12 protein-coding genes are annotated in these 16,184 nt (G+C 74.3%); 7 read left to right on the top strand and 5 right to left on the bottom strand.

Annotated elements, in window-relative coordinates; all coding sequences use genetic code 11:
* The first annotated feature begins 6 nt into the window (after nucleotides 1–6).
* From HD593_RS10685 to HD593_RS10665, 5 genes are read left to right on the top strand one after another with little or no spacing between them, the layout of a single operon-like run.
* The gene (locus HD593_RS10685; protein ID WP_312903421.1) at nucleotides 7–1,038 is read left to right on the top strand and encodes an LLM class flavin-dependent oxidoreductase; all 1,032 of its coding nucleotides are present in this window, start codon (nucleotides 7–9) and stop codon (nucleotides 1,036–1,038) included.
* A gap of 50 nt (nucleotides 1,039–1,088) precedes the next feature.
* Nucleotides 1,089–1,943, top strand: a complete 855-nt coding sequence (locus tag HD593_RS10680; RefSeq protein WP_281402450.1) for a TauD/TfdA family dioxygenase — start codon at nucleotides 1,089–1,091, stop codon at nucleotides 1,941–1,943.
* A gap of 23 nt (nucleotides 1,944–1,966) precedes the next feature.
* Entirely contained in the window at nucleotides 1,967–3,541 is a 1,575-nt protein-coding gene (locus HD593_RS10675) for a pyridoxal phosphate-dependent aminotransferase (RefSeq protein WP_221524716.1), read from the top strand.
* Between the two features lie 4 nt (nucleotides 3,542–3,545).
* Nucleotides 3,546–4,325 carry a BtpA/SgcQ family protein gene (locus HD593_RS10670; protein WP_185102017.1) on the top strand — a complete coding sequence of 260 codons (780 nt, stop codon included), beginning with the start codon at nucleotides 3,546–3,548 and terminating at the stop codon, nucleotides 4,323–4,325.
* The gene (locus HD593_RS10665) at nucleotides 4,322–5,365 is read left to right on the top strand and encodes an SIS domain-containing protein (protein WP_185102016.1); all 1,044 of its coding nucleotides are present in this window, start codon (nucleotides 4,322–4,324) and stop codon (nucleotides 5,363–5,365) included. Before HD593_RS10670 ends, HD593_RS10665 begins: the two co-directional genes overlap by 4 nt.
* An 11-nt stretch (nucleotides 5,366–5,376) precedes the next feature.
* Here HD593_RS10665 and HD593_RS10660 read toward each other — a convergent pair whose 3' ends face one another.
* Nucleotides 5,377–6,768 (bottom strand): aldehyde dehydrogenase family protein, encoded by a 1,392-nt coding sequence (locus HD593_RS10660; RefSeq protein ID WP_185102015.1) that lies wholly within the window; start codon nucleotides 6,766–6,768, stop codon nucleotides 5,377–5,379.
* Between the two features lie 104 nt (nucleotides 6,769–6,872).
* Between HD593_RS10660 and HD593_RS10655 the strand changes: the two genes are divergently transcribed.
* Together HD593_RS10655 and HD593_RS10650 are read left to right on the top strand one after the other, a co-directional pair.
* A complete protein-coding gene (locus HD593_RS10655; protein WP_185102014.1) occupies nucleotides 6,873–8,672 on the top strand; it encodes a non-ribosomal peptide synthetase in 1,800 nt (599 codons plus the stop codon).
* Nucleotides 8,672–10,507, top strand: coding sequence for a hypothetical protein (locus tag HD593_RS10650; protein WP_185102013.1), 1,836 nt, complete (start codon nucleotides 8,672–8,674; stop codon nucleotides 10,505–10,507). Before HD593_RS10655 ends, HD593_RS10650 begins: the two co-directional genes overlap by 1 nt.
* Before the next feature lie 49 nt (nucleotides 10,508–10,556).
* Here HD593_RS10650 and HD593_RS10645 read toward each other — a convergent pair whose 3' ends face one another.
* The 4 genes from HD593_RS10645 to HD593_RS10630 are packed head-to-tail and all read right to left on the bottom strand — an operon-like array spanning nucleotide 10,557 to nucleotide 16,183.
* Nucleotides 10,557–12,191, bottom strand: a complete 1,635-nt coding sequence (locus HD593_RS10645) for a condensation domain-containing protein (RefSeq protein ID WP_185102012.1) — start codon at nucleotides 12,189–12,191, stop codon at nucleotides 10,557–10,559.
* Complete coding sequence (locus HD593_RS10640; protein ID WP_185102011.1) at nucleotides 12,188–13,669, bottom strand: amino acid adenylation domain-containing protein; 1,482 nt, start codon at nucleotides 13,667–13,669, stop codon at nucleotides 12,188–12,190. The genes HD593_RS10645 and HD593_RS10640 overlap by 4 nt, the downstream gene beginning before the upstream one ends.
* Before the next feature lie 13 nt (nucleotides 13,670–13,682).
* Nucleotides 13,683–14,924 carry an MFS transporter gene (locus HD593_RS10635; protein ID WP_185102010.1) on the bottom strand — a complete coding sequence of 414 codons (1,242 nt, stop codon included), beginning with the start codon at nucleotides 14,922–14,924 and terminating at the stop codon, nucleotides 13,683–13,685.
* Nucleotides 14,921–16,183 (bottom strand): ATP-grasp domain-containing protein, encoded by a 1,263-nt coding sequence (locus HD593_RS10630; protein WP_185102009.1) that lies wholly within the window; start codon nucleotides 16,181–16,183, stop codon nucleotides 14,921–14,923. Before HD593_RS10630 ends, HD593_RS10635 begins: the two co-directional genes overlap by 4 nt.
* Between the last annotated feature and the right edge of the window lies 1 nt (nucleotide 16,184).

Below are 16,184 nucleotides of genomic sequence, written 5' to 3'. Positions count from 1 at the left end.
GTCGGAATGTGGCCCGGCAGACTTTCGTGTGACACATTGGACCATTCCCACCCGCGCATCGCAAGCGACCACAATGGGGGAGTCATGCTCAGATTCGGCGTTCACTCGGGCCAGCAGTACAGCACTTTCGAAGAATGTCTCGACCTCTGGCAGCGGGCGGAACAATTAGGATTCGACTGGGTGTCGTTGTTCGACCACTATCGTCCGCCGCTCGGCGGGCCCGGCGGCCCGTGCTTCGACGGCCCCGCGCTGCTGGCCGCGCTCGCCGCCAGGACGAGCAGGGTGCGCTGCGCCATCCTGGTCTCCGCGGTCACCTGGCGCCACCCCGCGCTGGCCGCAACCCTCGCCGCCACCATCGACCACGTCTCCTCGGGCCGGCTGGAGTTCGGCGTCGGCGCGGCCGGGCCCGACCTCGGCTACGAGCAGTACGGCCTGCCCTTCCCCGACGCCGGCACCCGCCTGGACATGCTGGAGGAGTACTGCCAGATCCTGCGCAGGCTGTGGGACGGCGAGCGGGTCACCTTCCACGGCGAGCACTACCGGCTGACCGGCGCCCACCTGAGCCCGCGGCCGCTCCAGCGCCGCCTGCCGCTGGTGATCGGAGGCGGCGGTGAGCGGCGCACGCTGCGCATCGTGGCCAGGCACGCCGACGTCTGGAACACCCTGGCCGGCGACCTGGAGAGCTACCGCCGCAAGGCGGGCCTGCTGGCGAGCCACTGCGCGGAAGAGGGCCGCCGGCCGGGGGAGATCCGCCAGTCGATCACGTTCAGAGCCGTGCTCGCGCCGACCCCCGAGGACGCCGGGCGGCGCCGCGCCGAACGGCTCGCCCTGCTCCCGCCCGGCTCCCCCGACCTGGCCGAATACCTCACCTTCGGCACGCCCGAGCAGTGCGTCGCCGACCTCCTCCCGTACGCCGAGGCGGGCGTGCGGGATTTCCTGCTCGGCTGCCGCCCGCCGCTCGACTGGCAGACGATCGAGCTTTTCGCCACCCGGGTCGTGCCCGAACTCCGGGTGAAAGCGCACAACAGAAGAAATTGAGGAAGGCCCGCCCGGATAGCATGCAGTCGGGTTCACGGGGAGTGTGACATATGCATCATGGTGCATTCACAGAGAATTCGACCGACCGGCATGTGGCGTCCAGGCGGAACCTGCTCGACAGCGGCGCCATTCTTCCGCCGCCCGCGGCACCGGCCATTCACGCGACAGCCGCCGGATTTCTGGCCGGCCCGGTCCACGACGCATTGAATTGCCTGGCCTCGACCGGCTGCGCCGTCGTGCGACTGGACGAGCCATTGACCGCGCGGCAGTTTCTGGCCTTCGGCGCGCTGCTCGGTGAGGCGATGCCGGAAAAGGATCCGGCCGTCCTGCCCTACGTCGAGGAGGAGGTCATTCTCAACCTCCGCCGCGAGCACGCCACCACCGCGGACGTCTCCTTGCAGCCATTCGCGACGAATTCGCTGTCGCTGCACACGGAGAGCAGCGGCAGGAAGGCCGCGGAACAACCGCGGTACATCGTCCTGATGTGCGTCACCCCCGGAAACGATCCGACGGCCTCCCAGACGGTCCTGGTGCCCATGGCCGACGTGCAGCGCCGGATCGGGCCGGAGGCGGCGGCGACGCTGCGCCAGACCCGATACCGCCACAGTGCCGAGGGGCCCAGCCTCCTGCGTACGGTGGACGGCCGGCCGGTCTTCTCCTTCCGCGACTTCCAGTCCCAGCCCCTCCAGTGGACCCACCTCGGGCAGGACGCGGGCGGCGTCAACCAGGCCGTGCTCGGCCTGCTGGCCGCGATGTACGGCACGTCCGCCACGGGCGTCCACTGGGCCCGAGGCATGATCGTCGTCATCGACAACACCTTCTTCTTCCACGGCCGTACCGCGAGCCCACCGGCGGCCGCGGCCTCCGCCGCCCCGCGCCATCTCAAGCGGCTGCGCATCATGTGATCGCCGAGCCCGAAGGACACGTCATGCGGTTATTCGAATCCGTACGCCCGGCCCGCCTTCCCGAGGTGCCCGGTCCGCCTGCCTCCTTCGCCGGCCGGGACGGCTTCGCCGACGGTTTCGTGCCCGCCGTTGACGACCGGATGCTCGACGTCTACGCCCGCGCGCGCAACCCGGAGGACCCGCTGGAGCTGCGCGACCTGTGGCTCGGGCGGGTGGAGTGCGAGCTCGGCGCCGCCGCCCGGAGCCCAGGGGCGCACCGGGTGGCGCAGGCGGAGCGGTGGCGTTCGGCCGCCGTGCTGCGTACGGTCGGGCCCGCGGACGTGCTCGGCTCCAGGGCCACGGTCCGCTTCGTCAAGGAGCTGTTCAACTGGTACTTCCGCGACGACCTCTACGGCGAGCTGCGCCCGCAGGCCACGCACATCCTGTCCGGCGGGTCCATCGACGAGCAGGCGTGGGGCCTGCCGCAGACGTTGAAGGACTGCATCCGCTTCGCCCTCGACATGGACTGGTACGGCTACTCCGACTCCCGCGGCCGCCTGCCGGTGCGCGAGGCCGTGGCCGAGTACGAGAACGCCCGCATGGAGGCCCCCGCCTACCACGCGGGGAACGTGGCGATCACCATGGGCGGCACCTTCGCGGTCAGCTCGCTGGCGGACTTCGTCCTGCACGGCGCCTCGCCCACCGGCTCGCCCGCGCTGTGCGCGATCCCCAACTACCCGCCGCTCGTCGAGACCGTGGCACGCCGGTCGCAGGTGCGGCTCGTGCCGCTGCCCTCGCTGGACGGGCGCACCTCGCTGCAGCCGCTCATCGACGCGCTGACCCCGGACACCCCGATGGTGCTGCTCCAGACGGTGGGCAACCCGACCGGCGCCGCCGTCGTGGAGGCGGACCTGGTCCGGCTCATCAGGGCCGCCTCGCCGTCCACCATGATCGTGCTGGACGAGTGCCACGAATGGCTCGGCCCTGAGCGGCCGTGCTCCGGCGTCCGGGCCGCGCCGAACGTCGTCCGCGTCTCCAGCCTGTCGAAGACCTGGTCGGCTCCTGGCCTGAAGGTGGGCTGGCTGGTGGCGGACGAGCGGTTCGTGGCCGACTACTACGAGTACGCCTCCACCACCTTCGGCGGGCCGCCCTCGTTCTTCTACACGATCGTCGAGGTGCTGGCCAGGATGGAGCGCTGGCTGCTGACCGGCTTGGTCACGCCCACCGCGGCCGAGGTCGGCGAGTTCGAGCCGGCCTACGGCATGCGGCTCGGCCCGCTCATCGCGGCCTACCGCTCCTACCGGTCGGAGCGGCTGCGGCGCGAGGCGGGCCTGAAGGCCCTGCGCGACCAGGCGAGCGGCGAGCTGGCGCAGACCCCCGCGCGGGTGCTGGAGCCGCACTACTCCATCAACACCATGGTCGAGTTCACCGGCTGGGACGACTCCTACCTCTGCTTCCGCGACCTGCTGCACGGCAGCGGGGTGTCGGTCTTCCCCGGCATCCTCACCTTCTGCTTCTCCGGAGGCGTCGTCCGCATCACCAGCTCGCGCCGCGAGCAGGACCTGCGGGCCGCGCTCGGCCGGCTGAAGTCCGCCTTCACGCTGACCTCGCCCAGGTGACGCCATGGCGAAGCTGATCTTCGGCATGGTGCACCTCCAGCCGCTGCCCGGCACCCCGTACTACGAGGAAGGCAGCTTCCCGCGCACGCTCGACGTCGCGGTCGAGTCCGCCCGCGCGCTGTCCGACGGCGGCGCGGACGGCTGCCTGGTGCAGACGGTCGAGCGCGTCTACCGGGTGGACGACGAGTCGGACGCGGCCAGGACCGCCGCCATGACCCTCGTCGTGAACGCGATCGTCCAGGCCACGGGCCCCGGCTTCCAGGTCGGCGTCCAGCTCATGCGCAACGCGCTCAGGGCCTCGCTCGCCGTCGCCACGGTCACCGGCGCCTCCTTCATCAGGGCGGGCGCGCTGGTCGGCGCGACGCTCACCGAGCACGGCCTGGTCACGGCGGACCCGATGGGCGTCATGGAGTATCGCCGCCGCATCGGGGCGCGGGGCGTCCGGGTGCTCGCCGACGTCGACTCCAGCCACTTCACCTGGTACGGCGGCGGCAAGCCGACGGCCGAGGTGGCCAGGGCGGCCGTGAAGGTGGGCGCCGACGCGGTGGTGCTGGGTCACGCCGACGAGCGCAGGACCACGGAGCTGATCGCCTCGGTCCGTGAGGCCGTCCCCGGCGTGCAGGTCATCCTGGCCGGGCACACCGACCACGCCAACGCGGCCAGGCTGCTGGCCCGGGCCGACGGGGCGTTCGTGGGCGGCTGCCTGGAGCGCGGCGGCTGGGGCGGCAGCATCGACGTGGACCTGGTCAGGCGGTACGTCGAGATCGTCAGGGGGATCTCGTGAACCCCGAGGTCCTCATCCGGCAGGCCGAGCGGCTCGCCGACGACCTGCGCGAGCTGACCGGGACGTTCGCGCGGCGGGTGGCCGGGCTGCTGGGCGAGGCGGAGCGCGGCACGATCGAGCGCGTCCACCTGGTGGGCGACGGCGACTCACACCACGCCTCGTGCGCGGCCGAACCGGCCTTCGCCTCGATCGGCGGCGTGGCCTGCAGGGCGTCGAGCGCCTTCCGGTTCTCCGCCTACGACTCGCCCTGGGCGAACCGGCCGGGCGGTGGGCGGACGCTGGTGGTGGCGGCGACCGCGTCGGGGCGCACGCCCGCCGTGCTGACCGCGCTGGAACGGGCCGCGGCCGAGGGCGCGCTCACCCTGGTCGTGACCGGTACCGCCGGCTCGCCGGTGACGGAGATGGCCGAGCGGGTGCTGCTCGTGGACCTTCCCGGGCTGGAGCCGTCGCCGGGGGTGCGGACGTACCAGGCGAGCCTGCTCGGGCTGACGCTGATCGCGATGAGGCTGGGCGGGGCGGAGGCGCTGCACGCCGAGTTCGGCCCGCTCGCCGGCGCGGTGGCCGCGACGCACCGCGCCACCGGGGCGCGGGCCCATGAGGAGGCCGGGTGGCTGGCCGGGCACGCGTCCGCCGTCGTGCTGGGCAGCGGGCCGAGTCACGGCACGGCCATGTTCGCGGCGGCCAAGCTGGTGGAGTCGGCCGGGCTGCTCGCCGTGGGGCAGGACCTGGAGGAGTGGGCGCACGTCGAGCGGTGGGCCCGCCCGCGCGACATGCCCGTGTACGTGCTCGCCCCGCCCGGCCGCTCGCACGCGCACGCCTGGGCGATCGCCGCGCGGGCCCGCGAGCTCGGCAGGCACGTCGTCGTCGTGGCGGACGACGGTGACACGGAGGCGGCGGCGCACGCGACGTTCCCGGTGGCGGGCCGGGTGCGCGAGGAGCTCTCGCCGTTCCTGTACCACCTGTTCGGCGTGCACCTGGCGGCGCGGGTGACGGAGCGGCTGGGCAGGCGCCCGTTCCAGCGGGACGAGGCACCCGCATGAGCCCCGCAGCGCTACTGGAGCCGTACGGTGACCGTCTTGGGCCGCTGGTACTCGGCGAGCGCCAGCACGCTCAGGTCGGTGCCGTGCCCGGAGCTCCCGCGCCCGCCGTGCGGCAGCTCGGCGGTCTGCTCCAGATGGCAGTTCACCCACACCTCACCCGCGTTCAACGCGCCCGCGAGGTCGAGCACCGGCCCCACCTCGGCACCCCAGACGCTGGCCGCGAGCGCCTGCGGCAGGCCGTTGGCCAGCCGGACGGCCTCCTCCAGGTCCGCGGCGGCCTGCACGGTGAGCACGGGCCCGAACACCTCCTCGACCACGGCCGGCGCGCCGGGTTCCAGATCCGCCAGCACGCGGGCGGGCCGCCAGTAGCCGCCGGACTCGCCGGGCCCGGCCGTGACGGGGCCGGCGTGCTCCACGCCCGCGCCGCTCTCCGCGAGGATGCGGTCGTGCCGGGCGGCCTGGCCGGCGCTGTTCAGCGGGCCGAAGCCGGTGCCGGCCGCGCGCGCCGTCATCGCCTCGGCGAGGCGCTCGACGGTCTCCTTGTAGTTGTCGCGCAGGGTGATCACGCGGGCGGGCGCCGCGCAGCTCTGCCCCGCGTTGTACGTGCAGGCCGCGGCGAGCTCCGCGTACGTGTACGCGGGCGCGCCGGGCAGCACCACGGCCGGGCAGTTGCCGCCGAGCTCCAGGCTCACCCTGCGCAGCCCGGCCGCGGCGGCGACGTCGAGCCCGCCGGCCACGCTGCCGGTGAACGCCACCGCGTCCACCCCCGCGCGTACCAGCAGCCTGCCGGTCTCCCGGTCGCCCGGCACGACGGTCAGGACGCCGGGGCCCAGGGCCTCCTCCGCGTGACCGGCCAGCAGCGTGACGCTGTCGGGCGTGGTCTCCGCCGGCTTGAGCACCACGGTGTTGCCCGCCGCCAGGGCGGGCGCGAGCCGCCACATGGCCATGAGCAGCGGATAGTTCCACGGGACGACGGCCGCCACGACGCCCAGCGGCTCCCACCGCACCCAGCTCTCCCGCCCGGGCAGCCGCCTGCCGCCCGCGGGGGCGAGGTCGGCGCGCGCTGCTCCCGCGTAGAAGCGCAGCACGTCGGCGCTCTGCGCGACCTCCGCGACGGCGTCCGCGTGCGGCTTGCCGGTGCCCGCCCGCTCGGCCGCGGCGTAGTCGCCGGCCCGCGCCTCGATGATCTCGGCCAGGCCCAGCAGGGCGCGGGCCCGCTCGCCGGGTACCCGCGCCGACCACCGCGGCTGCGCCTCGCGCGCCGCCGCCACCGTCCCGGCCACCTCCTGCTCCCCCGCCGGCCGGTACGACAGGCGCGCCTCGCCCGTCCGCGGGTCGGCGGCGGTGACGAGTTCCGGCGAGGATTCGACTGCCCGGTCCGCAGAAAAGTGATGATCAGTCACACCGGCGATCGTAACGAATGGCGGTCGTTCCGGCGAGAGCGGAGATTTTCCCGGCAGGAAACAGGCGCATGCGCCCGCGATTTGTCATCCCATCAGGAGTGAAATTGAGCCCGACAATTTCCAGTCTTTTCGAGGAGCAGGCCGGCCGGACGCCCGGCGCGCCTGCGGTCCGGCACCCGGACGCGGGCCGCGAGCTGACCTATCGTGACCTGTCCCGCGAGGCCGGCCGGCTCGCCCAGGCGCTGGTCGCGCGCGGCCTGCCGGCGAGCGGCACGGTCGCGGTCTGCCTGCCCCAGGGCGTGGACCGCATCGCCGCCTTCCTCGCCGCGGGCAAGGCCGGCGCCGCATATGTGTCCATGGACCCGGCCCAGCCGAAGGCCCGCCACCAATTCATGGCCGAGGACAGCCGGGCCGATATCGTGATCACCGTGAAAGAGCTCGCCGAGCACTTTCCCGGGACACCGGCGCTGCTGGTCGACGCCGACCGCGCGGAAATAGCCGCGATGCCGCCTGTGCCGCCACCGGTTCAGCGTGCGAACGAGGTGGCCATCATTTATTACACCTCGGGGACGACCGGCACGCCGAAAGGCGTCCTCGTCTCCCATGACAGCGTCGCGCATTTCCTGCGCAGCCTGCGCGACCCGGCCCTGTCGCCGTCGGACCGCATGGCCCAGGTCAACAACCCGGCCTTCGACGCGAGCACGTTCGAGATCTACGGGCCGCTCACCAGCGGCGGCTGCCTCGTGATCGTCTCCAGGGACCTGCTCACCGACCCCGCCGAGTTCGGCGAGGCGATCAGGCGGCACGGCATCACCGCGTTGTTCCTGGCGACGTCGGTGTTCCACGAGATCGCGGCCGCGAACCCGGCGGCCTTCGCCCCGCTGCGCCTGCTGGTGACGGGCGGCGAGGCCCTGGACCCGCGCAGGGCCCGGGACGTGCTGGCCGCGGGCCCCGGCCACCTGCTCAACGCCTACGGCCCCACGGAGACGACCACGTTCGTCACCTGGCACGAGATCACCGCCGTGACCGGCGGCACCCGCTCGATCCCCATCGGCCTGCCGCTGGGAGAGGCCCGGATCCACGTCCTGGACCGGGACCTGCGGCCCGTGCCCGACGGCGAGCCGGGCGAGCTGTGCATCGCCGGCCCCTGCGTGGCCCGGGGTTACCTCAACCGTCCCGAGCTGACCGAGGCCGCCTTCGTGCCCGATCCCGCCGTGCCGGGCGAGCTGATGTACCGGACGGGTGACCTCGCCCGGCGCGGGCCCGGCGGGGTGCTCGAGTTCGTCGGGCGGCACGACAGGCAGGTGAAGCTGCGCGGCTACCGCATCGAGCTGGACGAGATCGAGGCTCGGGTGACCGCCCACCCGGACGTGGCCGGCGGCGTCGTCCTCGTCGAGGGCGAGGGTGACGGCAGGAGGCTGGCGGCGTACGTCGTTCCCGCCCGGGACGCGGCCGGTGACCTGGTGCCGCGGCTGCGCGCGTACCTGTCCGAGTGGCTGCCGCTGTGGATGGTGCCCGCGCTGACGGTGCTCGACCGGTTGCCGCTGACGTCCTCCGGCAAGATCGACAGGGCGGCGTTGTCCGTGCCCGCAGAGGAGCCGCGCGCCGAGGCGGGCCTGACCGGGCTGGCGCCGCTGGAGAGCTGGCTGGCAGGCGTCTGGACCGACCTGACGGGCATCGCCCCGAAGGGGCCCGACGACGACTTCTTCGTCATCGGCGGCCACTCCGTCCTGGTCGGCAGGCTGCGCGCGAGGGTCCGCTCCGTGCTCGGGACACAACCTCCGCTGCGCGACTACTTCACCCACAGCAGGCTCTCCGACCAGGCCGCGATGCTCCGCCGCCACGACGGGAGCGGGAACCTCGACGCGCTCGTCCGCGCGCTCCCTGACAGGCAGGCCCGCTGATGGAGACGACCGTTCTGTGCCGGGACGCCGCCGACTTCGCGGCCAGGGCCGGCGCGTGGGCGCCCGGCCGCCCGTTCCCGCTGCTGGCCTGCCCCGCGCTCGACAGGTACCGGTCGCTGTTCCCCGGCGGCCGGCTGCCCGAGGCCGAGCGGGCCGGGCGGCCCGGCGTGGTGGTGTCCGTCGGCGACGCGGCGCCGGCGGGCCGCATGCTGGCCGCCGCCACCGGCCGCGAGCACCACGAGGTGGAGCCCGAGCACCTGCTGAAGCGGCTGGCCGGGTACGCGGGCGAGCTCGTCGCCGTGGTGGGGCTGGCGGAGGACCTCACGGCGGCCGGCGACTGGCCGGGCGCGACCGGCGCGACCGTGGGCGTGCTGGCCACCCGCGACCTGCCGTCCCTGGCCTGCCTGGTCTACCGGAGCCTGACGGTCGGCGCGGTGGGCGAGGACCGGGTCTTCATCGCCTCCCACCCCATGCTGGAGGACTCGGAGTCGGCCGACACCGTCGAGTTCGCGGGCCTCGGCGTGCTCCGCGAGCGCAGGCTCAAGGTCGTGGTGGTGCGCAGCCTGGGCAAGGAGTGCTGCGTGGGGCTGCCCGACGGCATCATCTGCGGGCGCTCCGACCCGATCGACGGCCCGCTGCCGCCCTTCGAGCCGCACTACCGGCACATGCCCTGCATGAAGGGCGAAGGCTGCCACCGCGCCGACCTCACCGAGGACCAGCGGCTGCCCGCGGCCGACGTCCACGCCACCGTCGTCTTCACCCACAGCTGCGGATCCATCGGCGTCGGCGCCAACCTCTACCCCAACCACATCGCCCTCGCCCTCGGCTTCATGGAGGGGACGGCCGTGGCGGTGGTCGGCGCCATGGGCGTGCACATCGTGCAGCGCAGCGCGCAGGCCGAGTTCGAGTCGGCGCTGGCCGACGGGCTGCCGCTGGGCCGCGTCGTCGAGCGGCTGGCCGATCGGGTGCATCCCATCAACGGCTACCTCAACCGGTTCGGGCTGCTCGGCGACCCCGGCCTGGTCGTGCCGTGGCCGAGCGGGCGCGCCGCGCTCAGGAGCACGCCCGGCCCGCGGGCGGACGAGGCCGTCGTACGCCGGCTGGCCGAGCTCAACAACGTCATCCTCCCGCGCCTGGAACGGCTGCCCTGGCTGGAGCCCGTCGTGGACGCCGCCGAGATCACCGGCCTGCGCGAGCGGGTGCGCGACCTGTCCGCCGACCTGGTCGCGCCCGGGCTGGCCGGCGAGGTCACGCGGCTGGAGGACGAGATCGCCGACTTCCAGGTACGGACCGTCCGCCAGGTGGCCGCCAGCATCTACGTCTCCGGCTGGAACTACGGCGGCCCCTCCCTCGACGGGCTCCGCCAGGTCGCCCAGCACGACGAGACGTGCCCGAGCTGCCTGCGGGACACCGCCGTGCTGGTGACCCTGCGCCACGCCGTCCACGACGGCCTCACCGTACGGACGCTGCAGTGCCGCAGGTGCGGGGACATCTGGTGGAGCAGCGAGAGCGGGGAGCCCAGCGTGGTGCTGCACGGGCCGGTGGACGTGGACGCCGTGCGCGGCACCGTCGCCCGGCCCGCCAGGCAGATCCGCAACGGTGGCGGCGAGACGTTGCGCGGTGGCATCGGGTTCGCGTTCGCGCTGCGCAAGCGGTTCGGGCTGCCGCCCGAGACCTGCTCGCCCGTCACGGTCGCGCCGTACAGTACGGCGACGTACACGGCGGAGACCGACCTGGTCACCTACCGTCCCCGGCCGGACGTCCACACCTCCGTCTTCGTCGCGGTGCTCAACGGCCACTACCTCGCCTCGGCCATGATGCTGCGGCTGTCGTGACGGGCCTGGCCGCGATCGGTGCTGTCGCGGGCGCGGCTGTCGTGACGGCTCAGCGGGCGCGCAGGCCGGTCAGGAGGTTCGCCAGCTCGCTCACGACCTCGCGCCCCGAGCGATCGTCCACGACGTCCTCCCGCCACCGGGCGGCGACGGCCCAGCCGCCCTCCGGCTGCGGCTCCACCTCCACGATCAGCGGCGCGCTCGCCCGGGGCGCGCGGACGCGCACCGGCTCGACGGCGACCTCCGTGCCGCCGAACGAGCCCGCCTCCAGGGGCGCCTGCAGGGCGACCATCACCTCGTACAGGGGCAGGCGGCCGGCTCCCGGCCGCAGGGAGCGGACGAGCCGGTCGTACGGGGTGCGGGCGTGGCGCAGGGCCCGCAACGTCAGGCGGGCCGTCTCCTCGACCCGCTCCTCCGGACGGCCGTCCCGCACCGAGGCGAACGGCAGCACGACCGGGTTGACGAAGCAGCCGATGACGGGGTTGAACACGCTCTCGAAGCGGCCCGACGCGATGGTGGCCAGGTTCAGCCGGTCGGCGCCGAAGACGCGGCCCAGCGCGCGGGCCGTCCCGTACAGGACGCTCGCCAGGGGGACGGCTCCGCGCGTGCGTACCGCCGCCGACAGCTCCCCGACGGTGCGGGCGTCGAGCACGATCTCGTGCTCGTGACGCTTGGCCTGGTCGGCGAGTGGGGGCGCGGGCAGCAGCGGGGGCGGGGGATCCGCGTCGAGCAGCTCCCGCCAGAACGGGAGGTCGCGGTCCGCCCACCGCTCCACCAGGTCGTGCTCCCACTGCGCGTAGTGGTGGTAACCGGGCACGGCCGGCCAGCCCGGTTCCTGGCCCGCGGCGCGGGCGGCGTAGGCGGTGCCGAGGTCCTTGAGGAGGATCAGCTCTGAACGGCCGTCGAAGACGATGTGGTGCATGCTCAGGCAGAGCAGCCAGGACTCGGGGCCCAGCCGCGCCAGGCGGGCCCGGAGCGGGGGATGTTCCTCCAGGTCGAAGGGCTGATCCCACCAGCCGGCGCACAGCTCGGCCGCGACGTCGGCGGGACGACGGGCGGCGGGGCCGCTGGTGGTGGGACCGCTGGCGGCGGGGCGGGCGAGGCTGGGGCGTCCGGCGGCGGGGGCTGGGTGGGGGCCGGTCAGCGGTGACCGTTCGCGGTCCGGTGGCAGCACGCGCTGGAGCGGCCCGCGCTCGCCGTCCCAGTAGTGGACGGTGCGCAGGATCGGGTGCCGCGCCACCAGGTCGCCGTAGGCGGCGGCCAGCGCCTCGGGGTCGAGCGGGCCCGACAGCAGGTACGCCAGGACGACGTGGTTGTCGTCCTGGCCCGGCGCGAGCGTCTCGTCGAGCAGGAAGCGCTGCTGGCCGTGCGAGAGCGGGACCGGCACGCCCGCGCTCCCGCCGGGGGCGCCGGTGGCTGCCCGCTCGACCAGCTCGGGCAGCGAGCCGCCGGCGAGGACGTCGGGCACGCGCACGTCGGTGCCCAGCCGGGTGGACAGCCGCATGGCCAGCCGGAGCGCCTGCTCCGGTGTCAGCCCTGCGGGGTCCAGCCCACCGGCCGCCCCCAGGCGCCACCGGCCGGTCAGCTCGTCCAGCTCCGCGAGCAGCCCCGCAGTCGCCGCGCCCCATGGCTCGGCCGCGCCCGGCCCCGCGCCACGTGACTCAGCCTGGCCCGGCCCCGCTGTCACCGTGCCTCCTCGATCAGTCTGGCCCGGTCGAGCTTGCCGTTCGGCGTCAGGGGCAGCGCGTCCACGCGCCGCCAGGTAACCGGCACCATGTAGTCCGGCACCCTGGCCCCGACATGCGCCTTGAGCTCGGCGGAGGCGACCTCCTCCCCCACGTACACGGCCACGAGCTGCGCGTCCGCCACGACCACGGCCACTTCCTTCACCCCGTCATGACTGCGGGCCGCCGCCTCCACCTCGTCCGGCTCCACCCGGTAACCGCGCAGCTTGACCTGCCGGTCCAGCCGTCCCAGGTGGACCAGCGCACCGCTCTCCCATCGCACGCGATCCCCCGTGCGGTACCAGTCCCCCGGCTCCGGAAGCCCGTCCACCCCCTCGTACGGGCCGTCGCCCCGCAGGAACCGCCCGGCGTTGTCCGCCGGATCGACGTAACCCGAGAAGCGCTGGCCGCCGCGTACGCACAGCTCGCCCTCGCCCGCGACGACCCCGCCGGGGCCGAGCACCACGGAGTCGAGATGGCCGTAGACCCGGCCGATCGGGACCGTGCCGTTGCTGGTGGGGATCCAGTCCGCCGTGCGGGCGGGCAGCCGGTGGTTCGCGCACACGCCGGCCAGCTCCGACGGCCCGTAGTTGTTCTCGATGACGTTCGTGCCGACCGCGGAGCGCCAGGCGGCCGCGGCGGCGTAGGGGAGCTGCTCGCCGCTGAACATGCTCCATCGCAGGTCGGGCAGGCAGCCCTCGGTGAGGGTACGGGTCCGCTGGGCCAGGGCGATGATCGACGGCACGGTGTCGAGGTGGGAGATGCGCCGGTCCCGCAGGAACCGTACGGGGCTCATCCAGGTGCGCTGCCCGGCCACCACGAGCGTCGCCCCGGTGGCCCACGTCGCGAGGAGCTCGAACACCGACGCGTCGAACGTCAGCTCCGCCGCCTGGGCCATGCGGTCCCCCGGGCCCAGCTCGTACAGAGGGCACACGTGGCCGAGGTACCGGGCGAGCGCGCGGTGCGTGATCGGCACTCCCTTGGGAGTGCCCGTCGATCCCGACGTGTAGATGACGTAGGCGTCGTCGTCCAGGCGGGCGCCCGAGGCCGCGGCCCTGGTGCCCTCCGTGGGGACCGTCATGACGGGCACGCCGGCGGGCAGGTGCCGCGGAGCCGCGGCGGGTCCGTTCAGCAGCACCACGTCCGGCTCGGCGGCGCGCACCACGTCGGAGATCCGGGCGTCCGGCCAGCGCGGGCTCATGGGCAGCACCGCGCCGCCCGCCCTGAGCACGCCGAGGTAGGCGGCGTAGGTCAGGGCGGACCTGTCACCGCGGAGCGCGACCCGGCGGGTGCCGCCGAGCAGGGGCGCCAGGTGGCCGCTCACCACCCCGGACAGGTCCCACAGCTCGCCGTAGGTGAGGTCCCTGTCTTCGAGGCTGAGCGCGGTCAGGGAGCGGAAGCGGCCGGCCGTCTCCTCCAGCTGGGCGACGAGGTCGTGCATGGTCCTGCTCCGATCAGTTCGCCGGGGCCTGTTCGGGCTGTGGTGCGCGCAGCTCGCGTACGCTCGGATAGGCGAGGCTGACCAGCCGCGGCAGGGCGACCACGGCCGCCATCACGGCCAGCACGGCCGCCGCGGTGGCGCCGTCGGCGGCGGCCGCGGCGCCCAGCGCGTACCCGATCGGGCGCAGCGCCTGCGAGCTCAGCCAGTCGTACGACGAGACCTTCGACAGCGCGTCCTCCGGAACGTGCTGCTGCATGGTGGTGATCCAGAGCGAGTCGGCTGCCGTCATGCCGGCCCCCGCCAGCGCGATCGCCACCGCCTGCACGGGGGCGGGCACGCCGAGGGCGATGAGGATCAGCGCGGGCACGAGCAGCAGCTCGGCCAGCCTGGCGACCAGCAGGGGCCGTCTGGGCCGGTAGCCGGCGAGCAGCACCAGGTCGCCGAGCACGTCGCCGACGCCGAGCGCCGCGACGACGAGCGCCCAGCCGAGCGCGCCCCCCTGCTCCTGGAGTGCCAGTACCGGCCCCGTGACCAGGAACACGGCGATGGCCACGTGGGTGCAGGCGAAGCAGGCGACGCTCGTCCAGATCCACGGCGTGCGGGTGACCAGCCGGAAACCGTCGGACAGCTCCTTGACCAGGCCGCCGTCCGCGCGCGGCGGAGCCGCCGGCACCCTGATCCGGGAGGCGAGGAAGGCGCTGAGCAGGAACGTGCCGCCGTCCAGGAGCAGCGCCCAGCCGGCGCCGATCGTCGCCGCCAGCCCGCCGGCGATCAGCGGCCCGGCGATGCCGGACAGGCTCCTCGTGATCGACATCAGCGCGTTGGCCCGCTGCAGGTCCTCCTTCGGCACGGTGAACGCGGTCAGCCCGCCGGCGGCGGGCAGGTGGAACGCCTGCGCCGTGCCGAACACCACCTGCAGCCCGATCAGCAGCCCCAGGTTGACCTCCCCGGTGAGGATCATCGCGCCGAGGCCGAGCTGCACCACTCCGCGGACCAGGTCCATGCCGGCCATCACCAGGTGGCGCGGCAGCCGGTCCGCCCAGACGCCGCCGATCAGCAGGAAGACGACCAGCGGGATCGTGCTCGCCCCCAGCGCGAGGCCGGCCGCCGCGCCGGAGCCGGTGACCTCCAGCAGCCCCACCGTGAGGGCGACCAGGCTGAGCATGTTCCCGGTGACGGACACCGAGAAGCCCGCGAACTGGTACCTGAACGCCCGGTGCCGCAGCGGCGCCAGCGACTCCTTCCACCGCGTCACCGTTCCGCCCCCATCTCCCGCTCCAGGACCCGGAGCACCCGGGCCACCGCGGCGTCGAGCGCGGGCCGGTCCCCGGCGCGCAGCGTCACGTTGGCCATCCGGAACTGCGTGGCCGACTTGGGCGCGCCGTCCTCGGCCAGCTCGTCCACCGCGCACACGCCGGGCAGCGCGCGCAGCTCGCGCCGTCTCAGCGACGTGCGTACGGGGCCCGCCCTGTCGGCGAACGTGGGGAACACGCCGGCCGCCGCCCCGCGCATCGCGGTCAGGCCCGCCTCCGGCGCCTGGCCGGCCGCCACCCGCAGCGCCATCGCGACCAGGTCGGGCCCGTCGAGGAGGCGGAAGAGCCTGGCGGTGTGCCCGGCCAGGCGCCCGTTCACCTCCAGCAGCTCGAACCCCGTGGCCGTGATCAGCAGCTCTGTGTGGGTCAGCCGGGACCGCACGCCGAGCACGTCGAGGACCCGGCCGGTGTACTCCTCGGCCGCGCGGCGGCGCTCCTCCGGCAGGCAGGACGGGAGGAGGTCGCCCTGGACGTGCACCGCGTCCGCACCCGCGGACCCGGCGCCTCTGGTCACCGCGACCGGCAGCTTGTCGAGCACGCCGAGATGCACCCGCCCGGCGGGCGCCGACAGGGTCTCGACCGAGACCAGGCTGCCCAGCCAGGCCGGGCCCGTGGGATGCGGCGCCGGATCGATCCTCGTCTCCAGCATCAGCCCGGCCCAGCCGTGGCGCCGGCCGAGCTGCCGCCGCACGTCCCGCTCGTCGTCGAGGAAGGCGACGCCCTGGCCGCCGGCCGCCCGCCTGGGCTTGAGCACGCAAGGACGGCCGCCGAGCGCGGCGAACCCCTTGACCAGGTCTTCGGGCTCGTCGACCGGCACGGCGCCGACCGAGGTCAGGCCGTGCTCGCTGAGCAGGCGCCGCTGCACGAGCTTGTCCCAGGGACCGGCCACAGGACCCGTCGCAGGGTCCGTGGCCGCCGCGTTCAGCTCGTCGGCGAGCTCCAGCTCGTCGTCGTGGAACGTGGTCACGCCGCGCAGTCCGAGCGAGGCGACGAGCTCCCGGTACCCCCGCTCCGGCAGCACGTGACACTCGAAGAACCGCTCCGCGACCCGCATGACGTCCGGATGGGCCGCCGCGACCGCCGCCCGGACCAGCATCACCGCCTCGCACACGCCCTGGGCGGCGACGTAGACCTCACGCAGGTTGGCGGCGCCGTCCGGGCGGTGGCAGACGCCCAGCCTGGGCACGACGGGCTCGGGCATG

The sequence above is a fragment of the Nonomuraea rubra genome, from assembly GCF_014207985.1.
In the GTDB taxonomy this organism is placed as follows: domain Bacteria; phylum Actinomycetota; class Actinomycetes; order Streptosporangiales; family Streptosporangiaceae; genus Nonomuraea; species Nonomuraea rubra.
Note: the sequence above shows the minus strand (reverse complement) of the source record. Positions and strands in the feature narration are given on the sequence as shown.